We start from the raw sequence: 19841 nt of genomic DNA on the forward strand, positions 1-19841 counted from the left end.
CGTCGACCCACCCCACGAAGGAGTGGTCTTCTTCACTCCCCCCTGACACACACAGCCATCATTCAACTACTCTTGGTGAACATGAAAATTGCTTTCGTCGGGAAGGGCGGCAGCGGCAAGACCACGCTCTCGTCCCTCTTCATCCGCCACCTCGCCGCTTCCGGCGCACCGGTGGTCGCCATCGACGCGGACATCAACCAGCACCTCGGTCCGGCGCTCGGCCTCGACGAGGCGGAGGCGGCCGCACTGCCCGCCATGGGTGAACGGCTCTCGCTGATCAAGGACCACCTGCGGGGTTCCAACCCGCGCATCACCTCCGCCGCGACCATGATCAAGACCACGCCGCCGGGCGAGGGCTCGCGCCTGGTCCGGGTGCGGGAACCCAACCCGGTGTACGACGCCTGCGCGCGGCCGGTGGAACTCGACGGCGGCGCCGTCCGTTTGATGGTCACCGGCCCCTTCACGGACGCCGACCTGGGCGTCGCCTGCTACCACTCCAAGACGGGAGCGGTGGAACTGTTCCTGAACCACCTCGTCGACGGCCCCGACGAGTACGTCGTGGTCGACATGACGGCGGGTTCGGACTCCTTCGCCTCCGGCCTGTTCACCCGCTTCGACATGACGTTCCTCGTCGCCGAACCGACCCGGAAGGGAGTCTCCGTCTACCGCCAGTACAAGGAGTACGCCAGGGACTTCGGCGTCATCCTGAAGGTCGTCGGCAACAAGGTCCAGGGCCAGGACGACATCGACTTCCTGCGCGCGGAGACGGGCGACGACCTGCTGGTCGCGGTCGGGCACTCCGACTGGGTGCGCGCCATGGAGAAGGGCCGTCCTCCCCGGTTCGACCTCCTGGAGGAGGCCAACGTCCGCGCCCTGCACACGCTGCGGACCGCGGCCGACGCGACGTACGAGCTGCGCGACGCGGAGCGCTACACGCGCCAGATGGTGCACTTCCACCTGAAGAACGCCGAGGCGTGGGGCAACGAGCGCACCGGGGCCGACCTGGCGGCGCAGGTCGATCCCGGCTTCGTGCTCGGCGAGGGCGCGGTGGCCCCCGCCTGACACCTACGGCCTGGCCGCCGGCGCCCCGGGCACGCCCTTCGGCGCCGGCGCCGGGTGACCGGAGAGGAAGGACGCCCAGCCCTGTCTCGGCACCTCGCCCACGTCCAGGGTGCGCAGCTTCGCCAGCGTCTGCGGATCCTGGGCGTCCAGCCAGTCGGCGAGCTGGCGGAAGGAGACGCAGCGTACGTCGGGCTTGTGGCAGACCTCCTTCACCACCTCCTCGACGGCACGCATGTAGGTGCCGCCGTTCCAGGACTCGAAGTGGTTGCCGATGACCAGGGGCGCGCGGTTGCCGTCGTAGGCGCGGTAGAAACCCTGGAGCAGTCCGTCGCGCATCTGGTCGCCCCAGTATTCGCGCTTGTCCGGGTCACCCTGGGTCTGTGTGCCGGACTGGTTGACCATAAAGTTGTAGTCCATGGTCAACTGCTCGTAGGTGTGGCCGGGGAAAGGCACCAGCTGCATCGAAAGGTCCCACAGGCCTTCCTTCTTCCCGGGCCACACCTGGTTGTTGACCCCGCTGGAGTCATAGCGGAAACCGAGCTGGTGGGCCGCCTTCATGAAGTTCTCCTGCCCTTCCAGGCAGGGAGTGCGGGCGCCGATCAGTTCCTTGTCGTAGTCGAAGGGCAGCGGCGCCGCGTTCGTCATCCCGGTGTTGGTCCGCCAGGTTTTCACGAACTGCTTGGCCTGGGCGATCTCGCTCTTCCACTCCTCCACCGACCACTCGCCGACCCCGCCGTCGGGGCCGCAGAAGTGACCGTTGAAGTGGGTGCCGATCTCGTTGCCCTCCAGCCAGGCCAGCCGCACCTGCTTCAGGGTGTCGCTGATGCCCTGCTGGTCGTTGAAGCCGATGTCCGACCTGCCCGGCGAGTGCTGCGGCGGCCGGTAGAGGTCACTCTTCTCCTCCGGCAACACGTACACGCCGCTGAGGAAGTACGTCATCGTCGCGTGGTTCTCCTTGGCGACCTTGCGGAAGTGGGAGAACAGCTTCTGGCTGTCCTCGCCCGCCCCGTCCCAGGAGAACACCACGAACTGCGGGGGTTTCCGGCCGGGCTTCAGCCGCTCGGGTCTGGGCAGGTGCGGCTGCGCACCGGTGTACGAGGTGGAACCGTCCCCGATCAGACGGACCACGCCCCTGGGCGCCGGTGCCGCCTTCTGCGGGCCGGGCGCTCCTTCCTTCGCGCCGCCGGAGCCGGTCGCGCAGCCGGCCAGCGACGTGGCGCAGGCCGCGACGACCACGGCACCGACGGCCATTTTGTGGGTGGCGGCCATGTTCCGCCCACCTTCTTCCTTCTCTCAGGCAAACGCCGGTGAGGGCGTTTTCTGGCGATACGCCGGGTTCTACCGACAGCGCCGCCAAGTTCGCACGAGACCGGGAAGGAATTAATACGACAAGCCGATGAAATGGCTGCTTCACCCGTCCAAGCGACACACTGCTCCATTTGCACAGAAAAGCTATGCTCGGCCTTTACCTTGCATTACGATTCATTTACCAAGTGTTGATCGAACCCCGCCGCTGCACGCCATGTCTTATGGCCGCGACCGATCCCCGCCCCCGGCGGGAACCAACCGGTCCGCGACCGCGCCGCCCCGGAGGAAACGGGAATATGTCCGCCTGCGCACCCCCTTGCCCCCCGCGCTCCCACCCACCGCACGGCCCCCCACCGGCGCGGCACCGCCGCCTCGTCGAGAGCGCCGACCTGTCCGCGCCCGTCGCGGTCCTCCTGATCGCCCTCCCCCTGCCCCTCGGCATCACCCCGGTCACCGGCGCCCCGCTGCGGGCCGGCCCGGTCGCCGCCGGCATCGTCCCCGGTGCGCCCGGCGGACTGCCGGTCGCGGGCGTGGCCGCGCGGAGTGCGGCGGATGTGAATTCCGGTGTCGTGAGCCGGAACCCCACGATGCTGCACGGCGTTCTCGTGGTGGTCAGCGCGCTGCTGTTGGTCCCGGTCCTGGAGCGGATCCCGCTCACCTCGCGCGCCGTCCTGGTGACGGCCGTCGGTATCCGGATGGTGCCCCTGCACCACATCCGTACGGTGGCCCGCCACCGCGAAGTGCCGGTGCACGCCGCCACCGCACCCGGCGTGGTGCCCCCCGGCGTCCTGCGGGGCGTGGCCCTCGGGGGCGTCGTGGCGGTCGCCCTCGCCCTGCACCGCCTCGCCCGTGCGCGCATCACGCACGAGGAGAAGGAGGAGGTCCATCACGTCGGCGTGCGAGGCCGGTTGATGTTCCTCGCAGCGCCCCGGCCGAGCAGAACGCCGCAGCTCGTCCCCCAGGGCGCCCACGCCGTCGAACTGGACGGGTCGTCCATGGACCACGCGGCGTACGCGCCACTGCAGGACTGGCGGAGCGCCCACACCGCGCGGGGCGGGTTCCACCGAGCCGAAGGGACGGCCCCGCGGAGTCCGCACCACCGGCCCGGCCCCCTCCGCCGCGTGCCGGTGCCGGCCCTGGACGCCGTGGTGCAACCACCGGGCCTGCTTCGCGGGGCCCGTCCCGACCCGGCACCCCCGCGGTCCATGAGCTCGCCCGCGGCATCCGCTCCTTCCGGCGGAACACCGCCACTGGTGGGCGAGGAGCCGGCGGGGCTGGCACGGAAGGGCAGCAGCCCTCACAGCTCTTCTTCACCCGCGCCGACTCCAGGGTCGTCGCGTCGACGATCACCTCCAGTGGTCCCGGCGATCCGTTCGTCGTCCGCAACGTCGGCAATCTGGTGCCGTCGGGCGAGGAGCACGGCGACGACCCGGTGGCGGCCGCCGTCGAACACGCGGTGGACGTGCGGGAGTGCGGTCCGTCACGGTGTGCGGGCACTCCGGATGCGGGGCGATGCGGACATGTTCTCCGCCGGCCCAGCGGGCGGCACCGCCGGAGCGGCCCCGCTGGAGCGGTGGCTGCGGCACGGGCTGCCAGGCCTCCGGCGAGCGGCCCGCGACGGGGTCGCCCTGCTCCGGCCGGCCGGGCGGGCACCCGTCGGCGCGGTGGAGCAGCCGTGCCCGGCCAACGTGGTCCGGCAGCTGGACCGCCTGCGCCCGCGCGGCCCGGTCCCGCGGGCGCCTGTGGCCGGTGCCGCCGGAGCTGTACGGGACGTACTTCCACAGGGAGGGGGCGCGGGCCTACCTGCCGGACGGAACGGTGGACGGTCCGGTGTTCGAGGAGATCGAAGGTGCCGAGGAGGTGTGCGGTGCGGTGTGGGCGGCCCGGCCTCATGACGGGGCCCACACAGGTCTAAACCAATTTTCGGCCGACCCTTGTCATCCGGCCCCCGCGTCTGATGAGCTGTGGCCTGGGACACAACGGACACCCCGGGAAAGGGAGATGTCGTGAGCAACGAAAGCCTGGCCAACCTCTTGAGGGAGGAGCGACGCTTCGCGCCGCCCGCTGACCTGGCCGCGCACGCCAACGTCACGGCAGAGGCGTACGAGCGGGCCAAGGCTGACCGGCTCGGTTTCTGGGCCGAGCAGGCGCGGCGGCTGACCTGGGCGAAGGAGCCGTCGGAGACGCTGGACTGGTCGAACCCGCCGTTCGCGAAGTGGTTCAAGGACGGCGAGCTGAACGTCGCGTACAACTGCGTGGACCGGCATGTGGAGGCCGGGCACGGAGACCGGGTCGCCATCCACTTCGAGGGCGAACCCGGCGACAGCCGGTCGATCACCTACGCGCAGCTGAAGGACGAGGTCTCCAAGGCGGCCAACGCCCTGCTGGAGCTGGGCGTTGGCAAGGGCGACCGGGTCGCCATCTACATGCCGATGATCCCGGAGACGGCGATAGCGATGCTGGCCACCGCCCGGATCGGTGCCGCGCACTCGGTGGTCTTCGGCGGCTTCTCCGCGGACGCACTGGCGACCCGCATCCAGGACGCGGACGCCAAGGTCGTCATCACCGCGGACGGCGGCTACCGGCGCGGCAAGCCGTCCGCGCTCAAGCCCGCCGTCGACGAGGCGGTCGAGAAGGCCGCGGGCGTCGAGCACGTGCTGGTGGTGCGCCGCACCGGGCAGGACGTGGCCTGGAACGGCGAGCGGGACCTGTGGTGGCACGAACTGGTGGAGCGGCAGTCCGCCGAGCACACCCCGGAGGCGTTCGAGGCGGAGCACCCGCTGTTCATCCTCTACACCTCCGGCACGACGGGGAAGCCGAAGGGCATCCTGCACACCTCCGGCGGCTACCTGACGCAGACGGCGTACACCCACTGGGCGGTGTTCGACCTCAAGCCGGAGACGGACGTGTACTGGTGCACGGCCGACGTCGGCTGGGTCACCGGGCACTCCTACATCGTGTACGGGCCACTGGCCAACGGCGCGACGCAGGTCATGTACGAGGGCACCCCGGACACCCCGCACCAGGGCCGATTCTGGGAGATCGTGGAGAAGTACCGCGTCACGGTCCTCTACACCGCGCCGACCGCGATCCGCACCTTCATGAAGTGGGGCGACGACATCCCCGCGCGGTTCGACCTGTCCTCCCTGCGGGTCCTGGGCTCGGTGGGCGAGCCGATCAACCCCGAGGCGTGGGTCTGGTACCGCAAGCACATCGGTGCCGACCGGACACCGGTCGTGGACACCTGGTGGCAGACCGAGACCGGCGCGATGATGATCTCGCCGCTGCCCGGCGTCACCGAGGCCAAGCCCGGCTCGGCGCAGCGCCCGCTGCCCGGCATCAGCGCGACCGTCGTCGACGACGAGGCGAACGAGGTGCCCAACGGCGGCGGTGGCTACCTGGTGCTCACCGAGCCGTGGCCGTCGATGCTGCGCACCATCTGGGGCGACGACCAGCGGTTCATCGACACCTACTGGTCGCGCTTCGAGGGCAGGTACTTCGCCGGTGACGGGGCGAAGAAGGACGACGACGGGGACATCTGGCTGCTGGGCCGGGTGGACGACGTCATGTTGGTGTCCGGGCACAACATCTCCACCACCGAGGTGGAGTCGGCGCTCGTCTCCCACCCGTCGGTCGCCGAGGCGGCCGTCGTCGGCGCCGCCGACGAGACCACCGGCCAGGCCATCGTCGCGTTCGTCATCCTGCGCGGGACGGCGTCGGAGGACGACAAGCTGATAGCCGGGCTGCGCGACCACGTCGGTGCCACACTCGGCCCGATCGCCAAGCCGAAGCGGATCCTGCCGGTGGCGGAGCTGCCGAAGACCCGTTCCGGCAAGATCATGCGCCGGCTGCTGCGGGACGTGGCCGAGAACAGGCAACTCGGTGACGTCACCACACTGACCGACTCCGCGGTCATGGACCTGATCCAGGCCAAGCTCCCGGCGACGCCGAGCGAGGACTGAGCAGACGCCCCCGGGGCACCCGGCCTGCGGACGCGCCGGGTGCCCCGTCCGCGTCCGCCCTGTGAAGATCACCGGTCCCGGCCCAGGTGGCTTGGGTAAACTGAGCAAAGCGTCACGGACGCGACATGGTGCGCCGGGAAGTCTGGTCGGCATGTGAGCCGGCCTGTCCCACCACCGGAGGTCTCCCGTGACCGCGCCCCGCACCCAGCCCCCCGCCCGCAAGGTCTTCGGACGGCTGTCCCTGCCGGAGCGGACGTTCATCACGGACGCGCTGCGCACCGAGACCGTCGGCGGCGTCCTGCTCCTCGCCGCCGCCGTCGCGGCCCTGGTCTGGGCGAACGTCCCGGCACTGCGGCACAGCCACGAAGCGACCGGCCACTTCCACTTCGGCCCCGCAGCCCTCGGCCTGCACCTGTCCGTCGCCCACTGGGCCGCCGACGGCCTGCTGGCCGTGTTCTTCTTCGTGGCCGGCATCGAGCTCAAGCGCGAGCTGGTCGCCGGGGACCTGCGGGACCCCAGGTCGGCGGTGCTGCCGGTGGTGGCCGCGCTGTGCGGGATGGCCGTGCCCGCGCTCGTCTACACCCTCACCGCCCTCGCCGGGCACGGCTCCGCGCGGGGCTGGGCCGTGCCCACCGCCACCGACATCGCCTTCGCGCTCGCCGTCCTCGCGGTCATCGGCACCTCGCTGCCCAGCGCCCTGCGCGCCTTCCTGCTGACCCTCGCGGTCGTCGACGACCTGTTCGCGATCCTGATCATCGCGGTCTTCTTCACCGACCGGATCCACTTCGCCGCGCTCGGCGGGGCCGCCGCCGGACTGGTGGTCTTCTGGCTGCTGCTGCGCAAGGGCGTCGGCGGCTGGTACGTGTACGTGCCGCTGGCCGCCGTCGTCTGGGCGCTGATGTACAACAGCGGTGTGCACGCCACCATCGCGGGCGTCGCGATGGGCCTGATGCTGCGCTGCACCACCCGCGGGGGCGAGGAGCACGCGCCGGGCGAGCGGATCGAGCACCTGGTGCGGCCGTTGTCGGCCGGGCTGGCCGTACCGCTGTTCGCCCTGTTCAACGCGGGGGTTCCGGTGTCCGGCGGGATACTCGGGGACGTGTTCACCCGGCCGGAGACGCTCGGGGTGGTGCTCGGTCTGGTCGTCGGCAAGACGCTCGGCATCTTCGGTGGCACCTGGCTGACCGCCCGCTTCACCCGCGCCTCGCTCAGTGAGGACCTGGCCTGGTCCGACGTGTTCGCGGTGGCGTCCCTCGCCGGGATCGGCTTCACCGTCTCCCTGCTCATCGGCGAGCTGGCCTTCGACGGCGACACGGTGCCGGCCGGCGAGGTGAAGGCGGCCGTCCTCACCGGATCGCTGATCGCGGCCGGCTGTGCGACCGTGCTGTTGAAGATCCGCAACACCAGGTACCGCAGGCTGTGCGAGGAGGAGGAGCGGGACGAGGACCTCGACGGCGTACCGGACGTCTACGAGGAGGACGATCCGGCGTACCACCTGCGCATGGCGGAAATCCACGAGCACAAGGCGGCCGAGCACCGCCGGATCGCCGCCGAGCGGGCGGCGGCGGCGCGCCACGGGCTTGCGGAAGTACCGGGCAGGGCAGGCGAGGAGCACGGTCGTCCGGCATGATCTGACGAGACGGTACAAAACAAGACGGTACCCCTACGGCTCAGAAGACTTCAGAGGGAGAACGCGATGAGCGCACCCGACGGCAGCCCGGTCGGCGCCGAACGCAGCATCGGCCAGCTGTTCGCCTCGGCGACGACCGAATTGTCGGCACTGGTGCACGACGAGATCGCGCTGGCCAAGGCGCAGCTCAAGCAGGACGTGAAACGCGGCGCGGCCAGCGGCGGCGCGTTCTCGGTGGCCGGCGCGGTACTGGTGTTCTCCCTGCCGATGCTCAACTTCGCCCTGGCGTACGGCATCCGGACCTGGAGCGGCTGGAACCTGGCCGTCTGCTTCCTGCTGTCCTTCGCGGCGAACGTACTGCTCGCCGGCCTCCTGGCGCTGATCGGCGTGACGTTCGCGAAGAAGGCCAAGCAGGGCAAGGGCCCGCAGAAGGTCGCCGCGTCGGTGAAGGAGTCGGCGGGCGTCCTGCAGAACGCCAAGCCGCACCCGCGGCACGAGCTGCCGCAGGACCGGGCGCCCGAGGCCATCGAGGCTGTGGCACGCTCGTCGTCATGACGGAGCCCGCCGCGGCATCGGCCGTACGGATCGACCTCCCTTCCGGGGACACAGTGACGCACCGGGACGTCGCCGCCAACGGCGCCCGCTTCCACATTGCCGAGCTGGGCGACGGACCGCTGGTGCTGCTGCTGCACGGCTTCCCGCAGTTCTGGTGGACGTGGCGGCACCAGCTGACCGCACTCGCCGGGGCGGGCTACCGGGCGGTGGCGATGGACCTGCGGGGCGTCGGCGGCAGCGACCGCACCCCGCGCGGGTACGACCCGGCCAACCTGGCCCTGGACGTCACCGGGGTGATCCGCTCGCTCGGCGAGCCGGACGCCGCGCTGGTCGGCCATGACCTGGGCGGCTACTTGGCGTGGACGGCGGCCGCGATGCGGCCGAAGCTGGTGCGGCGGCTGGCCGTGGTGTCGATGCCGCACCCGCGGCGCTGGCGCGCGGCGATGCTGCGGGACGCCCGGCAGACGGCGGCCAGTTCCCACGTCTGGGGCTTCCAGCGGCCGTGGATCCCGGAGCGCCGACTCACGGCGGACGACGGTGCCCTGGTGGGCCGTCTGCTCCGGGAGTGGTCCGGGCCGCGGCCGCCGGAGGACGAGGCCGTGGAGACGTACCGGCGGGCGATGTGCATCCCGTCCACCGCGCACTGCTCGATCGAGCCCTATCGCTGGCTGGTGCGCTCGCTGGCCCGCCCGGACGGCCTCCAGTTCTACCGCCGGATGAAGCGGCCGGTGCGGGCGCCGACGCTGCACCTGCACGGCTCGCTGGACCCGGTGACGCGGGCGCGCAGCGCGGCCGGTTCGGGGGAGTACGTCGAAGCCCCGTACCGTTGGCGCCTGTTCGACGGTCTGGGACATTTCCCGCACGAGGAGGATCCCGCCGCGTTCTCCGCCGAGCTGATCAACTGGCTGAAGGACCCCGAGCCGGACAGGTGAGGCGTCCGGGGCGGACGGTTCGTCCGGGACCGGCGGATGTGCCGGACTCGACGTGACCGTTTCGGTGTGCGGAATGTTCGGTTCTGAACGCTTCTCCCGCCCGGCGGCCACATGCCCACCGCATACGCCAATTGGGGGGCAGCCAGGCGGTTATGGACCTTGGGGCGGGGGCACACGTCCGGGTATGGGCTGGACGCACGACTACAGTGACGCACCCCGCACCCGCCGCTCGGCCGTCGGGCCGGGCTCCTCTCAGCGAGGTACCCCGCAACTCGCCGGAGCCGACATCCGGGTGGGAATTCCGCACATCCTGCGCCGCCGGGCCCGCTGGGTCTCGGTGCGGCTGCGTCACCCGCGCGGCTGAGCGCTCCCCGAGGCCTCTTTCACCGGCGCGTCCGGTCCCGGTACCGGGGCTCCCCCCACCCGCGCGGCCGAGCCCTCTGCGAGGCACCCCCACCGGGTGCCCCGCAGGGGTCAGAGGGCACAGCTGTCGGTGCCCACCTGCTCGTTCGCCGTGCGGCCGCGGTCGATGTCCCGCTGAATCTCGTCCGCCGTGAGGGCGTACCCGGTCTCGGCGTCGTCGAGGGACTTGGCGAACACCACGCCGTAGACCTTGCCGTCGGGCGTGAGCAGCGGGCCGCCGGAGTTGCCCTGGCGGACGGTCGTGTACAGGGAGTAGACGTCGCGGCGGACCGTGCCGCGGTGGTAGATGTCCGGGCCGTTGGCCGTGATGCGCCCGCGCACGCGCGCGGCGCGGACGTCGTACGCTCCGTTCTCCGGGAAGCCCGCGACGATCGCGCCGTCACCGCCGGCCGCGTCCCCGGCGGAGAACCGCAGGGGGGTCGCCCTCAGGTCCGGTACGTCGAGGACGGCGACGTCGCGCTTCCAGTCGTACAGGACGACCCTCGCGTCGTAGGCGCGGCCCTCTCCGCCGATCTGCACGGTGGGCGCGTCGACCCCGCCGACGACGTGCGCGTTGGTCATGACGCGGCGGTCGGCGAAGACGAAGCCGGTGCCCTCCAGGACCTTGCCGCAACTCTGGGCGGTGCCGGTGACCTTGACGATGGACCGCTGGGCGCGGGTGGCGACCGGGCTCGCCGCCAGGGCCGGGTCGGGCGGCCGGACGTCGGTGATCGGCTCGCTGGAGAAGGGGCTGAAGACCTGCGGGAAGCCGTTCTGCGCGAGGACGGAGGAGAAGTCGGCGAACCAGGTGTCGGCCTGCGCGGGCAGCGTCCGGGAGACCCCGAGGAGCACCTTGGAGCCGCGGACCTCCCTGCCGAGCGTCGGCAGGGTGGTGCCGGCGAGGGCGGAGCCGATCAGCCAGGCGACCAGGAGCATGGCGAGCACGTTGACCAGGGCGCCGCCGGTGGCGTCCAGGGCGCGGGCCGGGGACCAGGTGATGTGGCGCCGGAGCTTGTTGCCGAGGTGGGTGGTCAGGGCCTGGCCCACGGAGGCGCACACGATGACCACGACCACGGCGACGACGGCGGCGGCGGTGCCGACCTCGGCGTCGTCGGTGACCGCGCCCCAGACGACGGGCAGCGCGTACACGGCGACGAGGCCGCCGCCGAGGAAACCGACCACCGACAGGATGCCGACGACGAAGCCCTGGCGGTAGCCCACGACCGCGAACCACACGGCCGCCACCAGCAGCAGGATGTCCAGCACGTTCACCGCTTCAGGCCTCGCCTATTCACTCCGGTCCCAGCAGCTCGGCCGGGGGTCCGGGGGCCCTCGGCGCAGCCGCCGACGGCACTGCCCCCGGAAGGACACAGCACGGGGATCACCCTGTCACGACCGCCAGTCGAGCGGGACCTGCTTGTCCCTGTCCCACGGGCGCTCCCAGCCCGCGAAGTGCAGCAGGCGGTCGATCACCCCGGCCGTGAAACCCCACACCAGGGCCGATTCGACCAGGAATGCCGGACCCCGGTGGCCGCTGGGGTGGACGGCGGTGGCCCGGTTCGCCGGGTCCGTGAGATCCGCCACGGGGACGGTGAAGACGCGGGCGGTCTCGTTCGGGTCCACGACGCCGACCGGGCTGGGCTCGCGCCACCAGCCGAGGACGGGCGTGACGACGAAGCCGCTGACCGGGATGTAGAGGGCGGGCAGGACGCCGAAGAGCTGGACGCCCGCCGGGTCGAGGCCGGTCTCCTCCTCGGCCTCGCGCAGCGCGGCCCGCAGCGGGCCGTCGCCGTGCGGGTCGCCGTCCTCCGGGTCGAGGGCGCCGCCGGGGAAGGAGGGCTGCCCGGCGTGCGAGCGCAGGGAGCCGGCGCGCTCCATGAGCAGCAGCTCGGGACCGCGTTCGCCCTCGCCGAAGAGGATCAGCACGGCCGACTGCCGCCCCGAGCCGTTCTCCGGCGGCAGGAAGCGGCTGAGCTGGCGCGGCTCGATCGTCTCCGCCGCCCACGCCACCGGCTCCAGCCAGGCCGGCAGTCCCCGCCTGCTCGGCGTCACCGAGCCGCCCTGCGTGTCGCGCGTGTGCGTCATGGCCTCCCCGTCCTGCCGTGTCCAACGCCCGAGGGCACCGGGATCGTTCCGCCCGCGGCGGCGGCCCCCGTCATCCGGCCGTGAGCGGCGGGGCGGGCCGGCCGCCGGCGTCCAGGTAGGCCTGCGGGGGGTTGAGGCGCTGGCCCGGGAAGCCGCCCTTCTCGTACTTGAGGAGCTTCTCGGCCTTTTCCGGGTCGGTCTCGCCCTCGCCGTAGGCCGGGCAGAGCGGGGCGATGGGGCAGGCGCCGCAGGCGGGCTTGCGGGCGTGGCAGATGCGGCGACCGTGCCAGATCACGTGGTGGGACAGGTCGGTCCACTCGTTCTTGGGGAAGAGCGCGCTGACGGCGGCCTCGATCTTCTCGGGATCGGTCGCCCCGGTCCACCGCCAGCGCCGCACGAGCCGCTGGAAGTGCGTGTCCACGGTGATCCCGGGCCGCCCGAAGGCGTTGCCGAGGACGACGAAGGCGGTCTTGCGACCGACGCCGGGCAGCGTGACCAGGTCCTCCAGCCGGCCGGGGACCTCTCCGCCGAACTCCTCGACGAGGGCCTTGGACAGCCCTATGACCGAGCGGGTCTTGGCGCGGAAGAAGCCGCAGGGGCGCAGGATCGCCTCGACCTCCTCCGGGTCGGCCGCGGCCAGGTCCTCGGGCGTGGGGTACGCGGCGAAGAGCGCCGGAGTGGTCTGGTTGACGCGCAGGTCGGTGGTCTGGGCCGACAGGACCGTGGCGACCAGGAGCTGGAAGGGGTTCTCGAAGTCCAGCTCGGGGTGGGCGTACGGATAGACCTCGGCCAGTTCGCGGTTGATCCGGCGGGCGCGGCGCACCAGGGCGGTGCGGGATTCGGCGGCCGGTACTTCTTCAGCCGTTAGCTTTTTGTCGGATTTCACCCTTTTATTACTTCCTTCGGGGCCCTGTTCGCCCATAGCGGAAACACTCCGTGCATCCCCCGCCCGGCCTCCCAAGCCTGCGCTCTCACCGGCGATTCGGGCACCCGGCCAGCCTAGAGCCCGGTACCCGCATCCGCCCCGGACCCGGAGGATCGGCGCCCGATCGGGCCCCTGCCGCTTACCCCGGGACACCCGTGCGGCATCCTTGTGACAGATCACACTGTTTGGACCGCCCGGCACAATGGGGAACACGGTCCCCTGGCAGACGGGGGAGCAAGCCCCCTGAGCAGGTCGACAAGGAGAGAACTCGTGGACGACGTTCTGCGGCGCAACCCGCTCTTCGCGGCTCTCGACGACGAGCAGGCCGCGGAGCTTCGCGCCTCCATGAGTGAGGTGACCCTCGCACGCGGCGACTCCCTGTTCCACGAGGGCGACCCCGGCGACCGGCTGTACGTCGTCACCGAAGGCAAGGTCAAGCTGCACCGCACCTCCCCCGACGGCCGCGAGAACATGCTCGCCGTCGTCGGCCCCGGCGAGCTGATCGGCGAGCTGTCCCTGTTCGACCCGGGCCCGCGCACGGCGACCGCGACCGCGCTGACCGAGGTCAAGCTGCTCGGGCTGGGCCACGGCGACCTCCAGCCCTGGCTGAACGCGCGCCCCGAGGTGGCCGGCGCCCTGCTGCGCGCCGTCGCGCGCCGGCTGCGCAAGACCAACGACGCCATGTCCGACCTGGTCTTCTCCGACGTCCCCGGCCGGGTCGCGCGGGCCCTGCTGGACCTGTCGCGCCGTTTCGGCGTGCAGTCCGAGGAGGGCATCCACGTCGTCCACGACCTCACCCAGGAGGAGCTGGCCCAACTGGTCGGTGCCTCGCGCGAGACCGTGAACAAGGCGCTGGCGGACTTCGCCCAGCGCGGGTGGCTGCGGCTGGAGGCGCGGGCGGTCATCCTGCTGGACGTGGAGAGGCTGGCCAAGCGCTCGCGCTGATCCCGGTCTCCCCGCGGCCCCGCCCCGACGCCGTGACCGCCCGGACGGCCGCCGCTCCCGGACCACCGTTCCAGGGCGGCCGGAGCCACCGCCGGGACGCCGGCCGGGCCCGCCGCGCGGCCACCGGAGGGGCCGGATGAAGCGCGTACCGGCCGAGCGGGCGCGCAAGGGCCTCGATCCCGGGGGGCACATCGCCCGCGAGGGCTCCCTCGCGCGGGTGGCGCCCGCCTTCCGGCCGGTCGTCGCCGCCGTCCGGGCACGCCTGCCGGAGGTGTCCGGCACGCGGCTGCACAGCGCGTACCTCTACGGATCGGTCCCGCGCGGCACCGCACGCGCGGGGCGCAGCGACCTGGACCTGCTGCTCGCGCTGCACGAGGAACCGGCCGACGCCGACCGGGGAGCCGCCTGCGCCCTCGGTGAGGCCCTGGACGGGGAGTTCCCGCAGATCGACGGCGTGGGCACGCTGCTGTTCGGCCGGGCGCGGCTGCTGAGCGACGCGGAGCGGCACGACCTCGGCTGGTTCGTCGCTGCCTGTGCACCCCGCTGCTCGGCGACGACCTCGCCCGGCACCTCCCCCGCTACCGTCCCGACCCCCTGCTGGCCCGGGAGACCAACGGGGACCTGGCGGTGCTGCTGCCGTGCTGGCGCGAGCGCATCGAGCGGGCGCAGGGCACCGAGGAGGCCCGGCGGCCGCTCGTGCGCTTCATGTCCCGGCGCCTCGTCCGCACCGGCTTCACCCTCGTCATGCCCCGCTGGAACGGCTGGACGAGCGACCTGCACGAGATGGCCGAGGTCTGCGGCGCCCACTACCCGCGGCGGGCCGGCCCCCTGCGCACGGCGGCGCGGTACGGCCACGAGCCCGCGTCGGCGACCCGGACGTCCTGCGCGCGTACGTCGACGACCTGGGCCCCTGGCTGGCGGAGGAGTACGCCCGCGTGCACGGCGTGAAGACGCCGCGCCCATGAGACCGGGAGCACCCCCCGTCCGTCTCCCGGCCCGGGGCCGACGCGCGCCCCCTGCCCCCGCGGCCCACGACTCCGGCCGGGGGACGGGGGCCCGGGACCCGGGGGCGCCGACGGTCTCGACCGTCCGGCGGGGCCGTCCGGCGCGCCCGCGCGGAAGCGGCCCCGCGCGGCCAGGGCCCTTCGTCCGGGCCGGCCGGCCCCCGCGAGCCCGGCAGGATCCGGACGGGAGGTCCTAGATCAGTCCGTGCTCGCTCAGGTACTCCAGCTGGGCGCGTACGGACAGCTCGGCCGCCGGCCACAGGGAGCGGTCCACGTCCGCGTAGACGTGGGCGACGACCTGGGCCGGGGTGCGGTGGCCGTTCTCGACGGCCGTCTCGACCTGGGCGAGGCGGTGGGCGCGGTGGGCGAGGTAGAACTCCACCGCGCCCTGGGCGTCCTCCAGGACCGGGCCGTGGCCGGGCAGGACGGTGTGCACGCCGTCGTCCACGGTCAGGGACCGCAGGCGGCGCAGGGAGTCCAGGTAGTCGCCCAGGCGGCCGTCGGGGTGCGCCACGACCGTCGTACCGCGCCCGAGGACAGTGTCGCCGGTCAGTACGGCCCGGTCCGCCGGGAGGTGGAAGCTCAGCGAGTCCCCGGTGTGCCCGGGGGTCGGCACGGCCCTCAGTTCCAGGCCACCGACCGTGATCACGTCCCCGGCGGCCAGCCCCTCGTCGCCCAGCCGCAGCGCCGGGTCGAGGGCGCGCACGCGCGTGCGGGTCAGCTCGGCGAAGCGGGCGGCGCCCCCGGCGTGGTCGGGGTGGCCGTGGGTGAGCAGGGTGAGCGCGATCCTCCTGCCGGCCCGCTCGGCGGTGTCGACGACCGCGCGCAGGTGGGTGTCGTCCAGCGGACCGGGGTCGACCACGACGGCCAGGTCGGAGCCGGGTTCGGCGAGGATCCAGGTGTTGGTGCCGTCCAGGGTCATCGCGGAGGCGTTGGGCGCCAGGACGTTGACGGCGCGCTCGGTGGCGGGGCCGCGGAGCGCTCCGTCCCGGGGCCGGCCCGGCAGGGCTGCCGCATCGGTCATGCGGGGCCTCCCCCGGCGCTCGTCGGGGCGGTCGGGACGTGCTGGGTGAACTCCTCGTGCCCCGGCCAGGACAGCTCGATCCCGCCGTCCCGCAGGCGGGCGCTCGCGAGCACCGGGGTCATGTCGCGCGCGGGCGCCGCGGCCAGCGCCTCGGCGGCGGTGGCGTAGGGCAGCAGCTGGCGCAGGGTGGCGATGGTGGGCGGCATCATCAGCAGGTCGCCGCGGTCGTAGCCGGCGGCGGCGTCCTGCGGGCGGATCCACACCGTGCGGTCGGCCTCCGTGGAGGCGTTGCGGGTGCGCTGGCCCGCGGGCAGGGCGGCCACGAAGAACCAGGTGTCGTAGCGGCGGGACTCGAACTCGGGGGTGATCCAGCGGGTCCAGGCGCCCAGCAGGTCGGAGCGCAGCACCAGGCCGCGGCGGTCCAGGAACTCGGCGAGGGACAGCTCGCGCGCGACCAGCGCGGCGCGGTCGGCCTCCCAGTCCGCACCGGTGGTGTCGCCGGCCACCGCGTCGGTGCCGGGCCCGGCGAGCAGGACGCCCGCCTCCTCGTACGTCTCCCGCACGGCCGCGCAGACGATCGCCTGGGCGCCGCTCTCGTCGGTGCCGAGCCGCTGCGCCCACCACGCGCGCGAGGGACCCGCCCAGCGCACCGGGAGGTCGTCGTCGCGCGGGTCGACCCCGCCGCCGGGATACGCGTACGCGCCTCCGGCGAAGGCCATGGAGGCGCGTCTGCGCAGCATGTGGACGACCGGGCCGTCCGGGGTGTCCTTCAGGAGCAGCACCGTGGCCGCGCGCCTGGGGGTCACGGGGGTGAGGGTGCCGTCCGCGAGCGCGCGGATGCGGTCCGGCCACTCCGGGGGGTACCACTGCCCATTCGCCATGGCCGGAGGCTATCCCGTGTAGGGCGAATGTTCGAGAGGTGCCCGAGGTCAGCGGGACCGCGGGGCGTCACGGGGCCAGCTCGACCTGGATCTCGACCTCCACCGGCGCGTCCAGCGGCAGCACCGCGACGCCCACCGCGCTGCGGGCGTGCACGCCCTTGTCGCCGAGCACCTCGCCGAGCAGTTCACTGGCGCCGTTGACGACGCCGGGCTGCCCGGTGAAGTCGGCGGCCGAGGCGACGAACCCGACGACCTTCACCACGCGCGCGATGCGGTCCAGGTCGCCGGTGACGGACTTCACGGCGGCCAGGGCGTTCAGGGCGCAGGTGCGGGCCAGGTCCTTGGCCTCCTCCGCGGTGACCTCGGCGCCGACCTTGCCGGTGACCGGCAGCCTGCCGTCCACCATCGGCAGCTGGCCGGAGGTGTACACGTACCCGCCGGAGCGCACCGCCGGCTGGTACGCGGCCAGCGGCGGCACGACCTGCGGCAGGGTCAGGCCCAGTTCGGCCAGCCTGGCCTCGACCGCGCTCACGCCTGCTTCTCCCGCTTCAGGTAGGCCACGAGCTGTTCGGGGTTGTTGGGCCCGGGCACGACCTGGACGAGCTCCCAGCCGTCCTCGCCCCAGGTGTCCAGGATCTGCTTCGTGGCATGGACGAGCAGCGGCACGGTTGCGTATTCCCACTTGGTCATGCGGCCGACTGTAGCCGCTGCGGTCCGCCGCTCCGGCGGCGACCGCGGGCCCGGTTGTCCACAGCCTGCCGCACGGCCGTCGGCCGGACTGGTTAGGCTCGAATACGTGAGCAGGCTCCAGGTCGTCAGCGGCAAGGGCGGGACCGGAAAGACGACGGTCGCCGCCGCACTCGCGCTGGCCCTCGCGACCGAGGGGAAGCGGACGCTTCTCGTGGAGGTCGAGGGTCGCCAGGGCATCGCACAACTCTTCGAAACGGAGGCGCTGCCCTACGAGGAACGGAAGATCGCGGTGGCTCCCGGGGGCGGGGAGGTGCACGCCCTCGCCATGGATCCGGAGCTGGCCCTGCTGGACTACCTCCAGATGTTCTACAAGCTCGGCGGGGCGGGCCGGGCCCTGAGGAAGCTCGGCGCCATAGACTTCGCCACCACCGTCGCGCCGGGGCTCAGGGACGTCCTGCTGACCGGCAAGGCGTGCGAGGCGGTGCGCCGCAAGGACCGGGCCGGGCGCTTCGTCTACGACCACGTCGTCATGGACGCCCCGCCCACCGGCCGCATCACCCGCTTCCTGAACGTCAACGACGAGGTGGCGGGCCTGGCGCGGATAGGGCCCGTCCACAACCAGGCGCAGGCCGTGATGCGGGTGCTGAAGTCGCCGCAGACGGCGGTGCACCTGGTGACGCTGCTGGAGGAGATGCCCGTCCAGGAGACCGCCGACGGCATCGCCGAACTGCGGGCCGTCCGGCTGCCGGTGGGCCGGATCATCGTGAACATGGTCCGCCCGGCGGTGCTGGACGAGACCGACCTGGAACTCGTGCGGGCCGTGGAGCGTTCCTCCCTCGCCCGGTCGCTCGGCGCCGCCGGTCTGGGCGGGGCACGGCGCGGCGGCGACGCGGAGCGGCTGGTGGACCCGCTGCTGGAGCAGGCCGAGGAGTACGCCGAGCGGCACGCGCTGGAGCAGGACCAGCGCGCGGCCCTCGGTGAGCTGGGCCTGCCGCTGCACGAGCTGCCGCTGCTCGCCGAGGGCATGGACCTGGCGGGCCTGTACGAACTCGCCACCGAGCTGCGGAAGCAGGGGTTGTCATGAGTCCGGACCCGGCCGAGGCGCAGGACGCCGTACGCCCGCACCTGTCGTCCGCTCCCGTGCTCGACGTCGACCCGCTGCTGGACGACCCCTCGACCCGGATCGTGGTGTGCTGCGGCTCGGGCGGTGTCGGCAAGACGACGACCGCGGCGGCCCTCGGGCTGCGGGCGGCCGAGCGGGGCCGCAAGGTGGTCGTGCTCACCATCGATCCGGCGCGCAGGCTGGCCCAGTCGATGGGCATCGACTCCCTGGACAACGTGCCGCGCCGGGTGAAGGGCACCGAGGGCGACGGCGAACTGCACGCCATGATGCTCGACATGAAGCGCACCTTCGACGAGGTCGTCGAGGCGCACGCGGATCCCGCCCGGGCCGCCGCGATCCTGTCCAACCCCTTCTACCAGTCACTCTCGGCGGGCTTCGCGGGCACGCAGGAGTACATGGCGATGGAGAAGCTGGGGCAGTTGCGGGCGCGGGACGAGTGGGACCTGATCGTGGTCGACACGCCGCCGTCCCGGTCGGCGCTGGACTTCCTGGACGCGCCCAAGCGGCTCGGCTCGTTCCTGGACGGCCGGCTGATCCGGCTGCTGACCGCCCCCGCCAAGCTGGGCGGCCGAGCGGGGATGGCGTTCCTGAACGTCGGCATGTCAATGATGACCGGCACGCTCGGCAAGCTGCTGGGCGGACAGCTGCTGAAGGACGTCCAGACGTTCGTGGCCGCGATGGACACCACCTTCGGCGGTTTCCGTACGCGCGCGGACGCCACGTACAAGTTGCTCCAGGCGCCCGGCACGGCGTTCCTGGTGGTGGCGGCGCCGGAGCGGGACGCGCTGCGCGAGGCCGCGTACTTCGTGCAACGGCTGGCCGCGGAGCGCATGCCGCTGGTGGGTCTGGTGCTCAACCGGGTGCACGGCAGCGGCGCCGGCGGACTGTCGGCCGAGCGGGCGCTCGCCGCCGCGGAAAATCTTGAGGAGTCCCGCATTGTGGATCAGGGGGACGGGAAAGTAGGACTTCGTAACTCTCCTGAACGGTACGGAAGTTCAGAATCCCCCATCCCCGGAACACCGGATCCCGAGGACGGCTCCCCCGCCGTGGGCGATCCCCCCGCCGCGGACGGCTCCCCGGCCACGGGGACGGAGCGTTCCGTCGACCTGCTCACCGCGGGTCTGCTGAGGCTGCACGCCGAGCGCATGCGGCTGCTCGCGCGCGAGCAGCGCACGCGTGACCGCTTCACCGCCCGCCACCCCGAGGTGGCGGTCGTCGAGGTGCCCGCACTGCCCGGTGACGTGCACGACCTCGCGGGTCTGCGCGACATCGGCGACCGGCTCGCGGCGGGACCCGCGAAACGGCCGTGAGCG

At 72.6% G+C, this 19841-nt stretch carries 17 protein-coding genes and 2 pseudogenes; 11 read left to right on the top strand and 8 right to left on the bottom strand.

Annotated elements, in window-relative coordinates:
• The first annotated feature begins 81 nt into the window (after positions 1 to 81).
• A complete protein-coding gene (locus QQY24_RS14085) occupies positions 82 to 1062 on the top strand; it encodes an ATP-binding protein (protein ID WP_301973035.1) in 981 nt (326 codons plus the stop codon).
• A gap of 3 nt (positions 1063 to 1065) precedes the next feature.
• Here QQY24_RS14085 and QQY24_RS14090 read toward each other — a convergent pair whose 3' ends face one another.
• Positions 1066 to 2331 carry a hypothetical protein gene (locus tag QQY24_RS14090; protein WP_301973036.1) on the bottom strand — a complete coding sequence of 422 codons (1266 nt, stop codon included), beginning with the start codon at positions 2329 to 2331 and terminating at the stop codon, positions 1066 to 1068.
• A gap of 521 nt (positions 2332 to 2852) precedes the next feature.
• Here QQY24_RS14090 and QQY24_RS14095 point away from each other — a divergent pair.
• The 6 genes and pseudogenes from QQY24_RS14095 to QQY24_RS14120 all read left to right on the top strand — a co-directional run.
• Positions 2853 to 4380: pseudogene (locus tag QQY24_RS14095) on the top strand (carbonic anhydrase); the annotation flags it as partial.
• Positions 4377 to 6332, top strand: a complete 1956-nt coding sequence (acs, locus tag QQY24_RS14100) for an acetate--CoA ligase (protein ID WP_301973037.1) — start codon at positions 4377 to 4379, stop codon at positions 6330 to 6332. The pseudogene QQY24_RS14095 and the gene acs, both read left to right, overlap by 4 nt.
• 187 nt (positions 6333 to 6519) lie before the next feature.
• A complete protein-coding gene (gene nhaA, locus QQY24_RS14105; protein ID WP_301973038.1) occupies positions 6520 to 7962 on the top strand; it encodes a Na+/H+ antiporter NhaA in 1443 nt (480 codons plus the stop codon).
• Positions 7963 to 8028: 66 nt separating this feature from the next.
• The gene (locus QQY24_RS14110; RefSeq protein ID WP_301973039.1) at positions 8029 to 8517 is read left to right on the top strand and encodes a phage holin family protein; all 489 of its coding nucleotides are present in this window, start codon (positions 8029 to 8031) and stop codon (positions 8515 to 8517) included.
• Positions 8514 to 9449 (top strand): alpha/beta fold hydrolase, encoded by a 936-nt coding sequence (locus tag QQY24_RS14115; RefSeq protein ID WP_301973040.1) that lies wholly within the window; start codon positions 8514 to 8516, stop codon positions 9447 to 9449. Before QQY24_RS14110 ends, QQY24_RS14115 begins: the two co-directional genes overlap by 4 nt.
• Before the next feature lie 184 nt (positions 9450 to 9633).
• On the top strand, positions 9634 to 9813 hold the full coding sequence (locus QQY24_RS14120; protein ID WP_301973041.1) for a hypothetical protein: 180 nt from the start codon (positions 9634 to 9636) through the stop codon (positions 9811 to 9813).
• A gap of 110 nt (positions 9814 to 9923) precedes the next feature.
• On the opposite strand, the gene QQY24_RS14125 is transcribed toward QQY24_RS14120, so the two are convergent.
• The 3 genes from QQY24_RS14125 to nth all read right to left on the bottom strand — a co-directional run bounded on the left by QQY24_RS14125 (position 9924) and on the right by nth (position 12858).
• The gene (locus tag QQY24_RS14125) at positions 9924 to 11123 is read right to left on the bottom strand and encodes a MarP family serine protease (protein ID WP_301973042.1); all 1200 of its coding nucleotides are present in this window, start codon (positions 11121 to 11123) and stop codon (positions 9924 to 9926) included.
• 117 nt (positions 11124 to 11240) lie between these two features.
• Positions 11241 to 11936 carry a CoA pyrophosphatase gene (locus QQY24_RS14130; protein WP_301973043.1) on the bottom strand — a complete coding sequence of 232 codons (696 nt, stop codon included), beginning with the start codon at positions 11934 to 11936 and terminating at the stop codon, positions 11241 to 11243.
• Between the two features lie 70 nt (positions 11937 to 12006).
• Positions 12007 to 12858, bottom strand: coding sequence for an endonuclease III (gene nth / locus QQY24_RS14135; protein WP_301973044.1), 852 nt, complete (start codon positions 12856 to 12858; stop codon positions 12007 to 12009).
• Positions 12859 to 13131: 273 nt separating this feature from the next.
• On the opposite strand from nth, the gene QQY24_RS14140 reads away from it, so the two are divergent.
• Together QQY24_RS14140 and QQY24_RS14145 are read left to right on the top strand one after the other, a co-directional pair.
• Positions 13132 to 13806 (top strand): Crp/Fnr family transcriptional regulator, encoded by a 675-nt coding sequence (locus QQY24_RS14140; RefSeq protein WP_014674022.1) that lies wholly within the window; start codon positions 13132 to 13134, stop codon positions 13804 to 13806.
• 136 nt (positions 13807 to 13942) lie between these two features.
• Positions 13943 to 14771: pseudogene (locus QQY24_RS14145) on the top strand (nucleotidyltransferase).
• 232 nt (positions 14772 to 15003) lie between these two features.
• Here QQY24_RS14145 and QQY24_RS14150 read toward each other — a convergent pair.
• The 4 genes from QQY24_RS14150 to QQY24_RS14165 all read right to left on the bottom strand — a co-directional run bounded on the left by QQY24_RS14150 (position 15004) and on the right by QQY24_RS14165 (position 17405).
• Complete coding sequence (locus QQY24_RS14150) at positions 15004 to 15834, bottom strand: MBL fold metallo-hydrolase (RefSeq protein ID WP_301973045.1); 831 nt, start codon at positions 15832 to 15834, stop codon at positions 15004 to 15006.
• Positions 15831 to 16715, bottom strand: a complete 885-nt coding sequence (locus QQY24_RS14155) for an NUDIX hydrolase (RefSeq protein WP_301973046.1) — start codon at positions 16713 to 16715, stop codon at positions 15831 to 15833. Before QQY24_RS14155 ends, QQY24_RS14150 begins: the two co-directional genes overlap by 4 nt.
• Positions 16716 to 16782: 67 nt before the next feature.
• Positions 16783 to 17247, bottom strand: a complete 465-nt coding sequence (locus tag QQY24_RS14160) for a RidA family protein (RefSeq protein ID WP_301973047.1) — start codon at positions 17245 to 17247, stop codon at positions 16783 to 16785.
• Positions 17244 to 17405: a DUF4177 domain-containing protein gene (locus QQY24_RS14165; RefSeq protein ID WP_003975360.1), complete on the bottom strand. Its 162-nt coding sequence runs from the start codon at positions 17403 to 17405 to the stop codon at positions 17244 to 17246. Before QQY24_RS14165 ends, QQY24_RS14160 begins: the two co-directional genes overlap by 4 nt.
• Positions 17406 to 17511: 106 nt before the next feature.
• On the opposite strand from QQY24_RS14165, the gene QQY24_RS14170 reads away from it, so the two are divergent.
• The gene (locus QQY24_RS14170; RefSeq protein WP_301973048.1) at positions 17512 to 18489 is read left to right on the top strand and encodes an ArsA-related P-loop ATPase; all 978 of its coding nucleotides are present in this window, start codon (positions 17512 to 17514) and stop codon (positions 18487 to 18489) included.
• Positions 18486 to 19838: an ArsA family ATPase gene (locus QQY24_RS14175; protein ID WP_301973049.1), complete on the top strand. Its 1353-nt coding sequence runs from the start codon at positions 18486 to 18488 to the stop codon at positions 19836 to 19838. The genes QQY24_RS14170 and QQY24_RS14175 overlap by 4 nt, the downstream gene beginning before the upstream one ends.
• The last annotated feature ends 3 nt before the right edge of the window (positions 19839 to 19841 follow it).

Source organism: Streptomyces sp. TG1A-8 (genome assembly GCF_030499535.1).
Classification (GTDB): domain Bacteria; phylum Actinomycetota; class Actinomycetes; order Streptomycetales; family Streptomycetaceae; genus Streptomyces.

Bases quoted from the DNA above. Each gene is read 5' to 3' on its own strand.
- QQY24_RS14130 (WP_301973043.1), bottom strand. From the start codon at position 11,936: ATGACGCACACGCGCGACACGCAGGGCGGCTCGGTGACGCCGAGCAGG.
- QQY24_RS14110 (WP_301973039.1), top strand. From the start codon at position 8,029: ATGAGCGCACCCGACGGCAGCCCGGTCGGCGCCGAACGCAGCATCGGC.
- QQY24_RS14120 (WP_301973041.1), top strand. From the start codon at position 9,634: ATGGGCTGGACGCACGACTACAGTGACGCACCCCGCACCCGCCGCTCG.
- nth (WP_301973044.1), bottom strand. From the start codon at position 12,858: ATGGGCGAACAGGGCCCCGAAGGAAGTAATAAAAGGGTGAAATCCGAC.
- QQY24_RS14155 (WP_301973046.1), bottom strand. From the start codon at position 16,715: ATGGCGAATGGGCAGTGGTACCCCCCGGAGTGGCCGGACCGCATCCGC.
- QQY24_RS14150 (WP_301973045.1), bottom strand. From the start codon at position 15,834: ATGACCGATGCGGCAGCCCTGCCGGGCCGGCCCCGGGACGGAGCGCTC.
- QQY24_RS14175 (WP_301973049.1), top strand. From the start codon at position 18,486: ATGAGTCCGGACCCGGCCGAGGCGCAGGACGCCGTACGCCCGCACCTG.
- QQY24_RS14090 (WP_301973036.1), bottom strand. From the start codon at position 2,331: ATGGCCGCCACCCACAAAATGGCCGTCGGTGCCGTGGTCGTCGCGGCC.
- QQY24_RS14115 (WP_301973040.1), top strand. From the start codon at position 8,514: ATGACGGAGCCCGCCGCGGCATCGGCCGTACGGATCGACCTCCCTTCC.
- QQY24_RS14165 (WP_003975360.1), bottom strand. From the start codon at position 17,405: ATGACCAAGTGGGAATACGCAACCGTGCCGCTGCTCGTCCATGCCACG.
- QQY24_RS14085 (WP_301973035.1), top strand. From the start codon at position 82: ATGAAAATTGCTTTCGTCGGGAAGGGCGGCAGCGGCAAGACCACGCTC.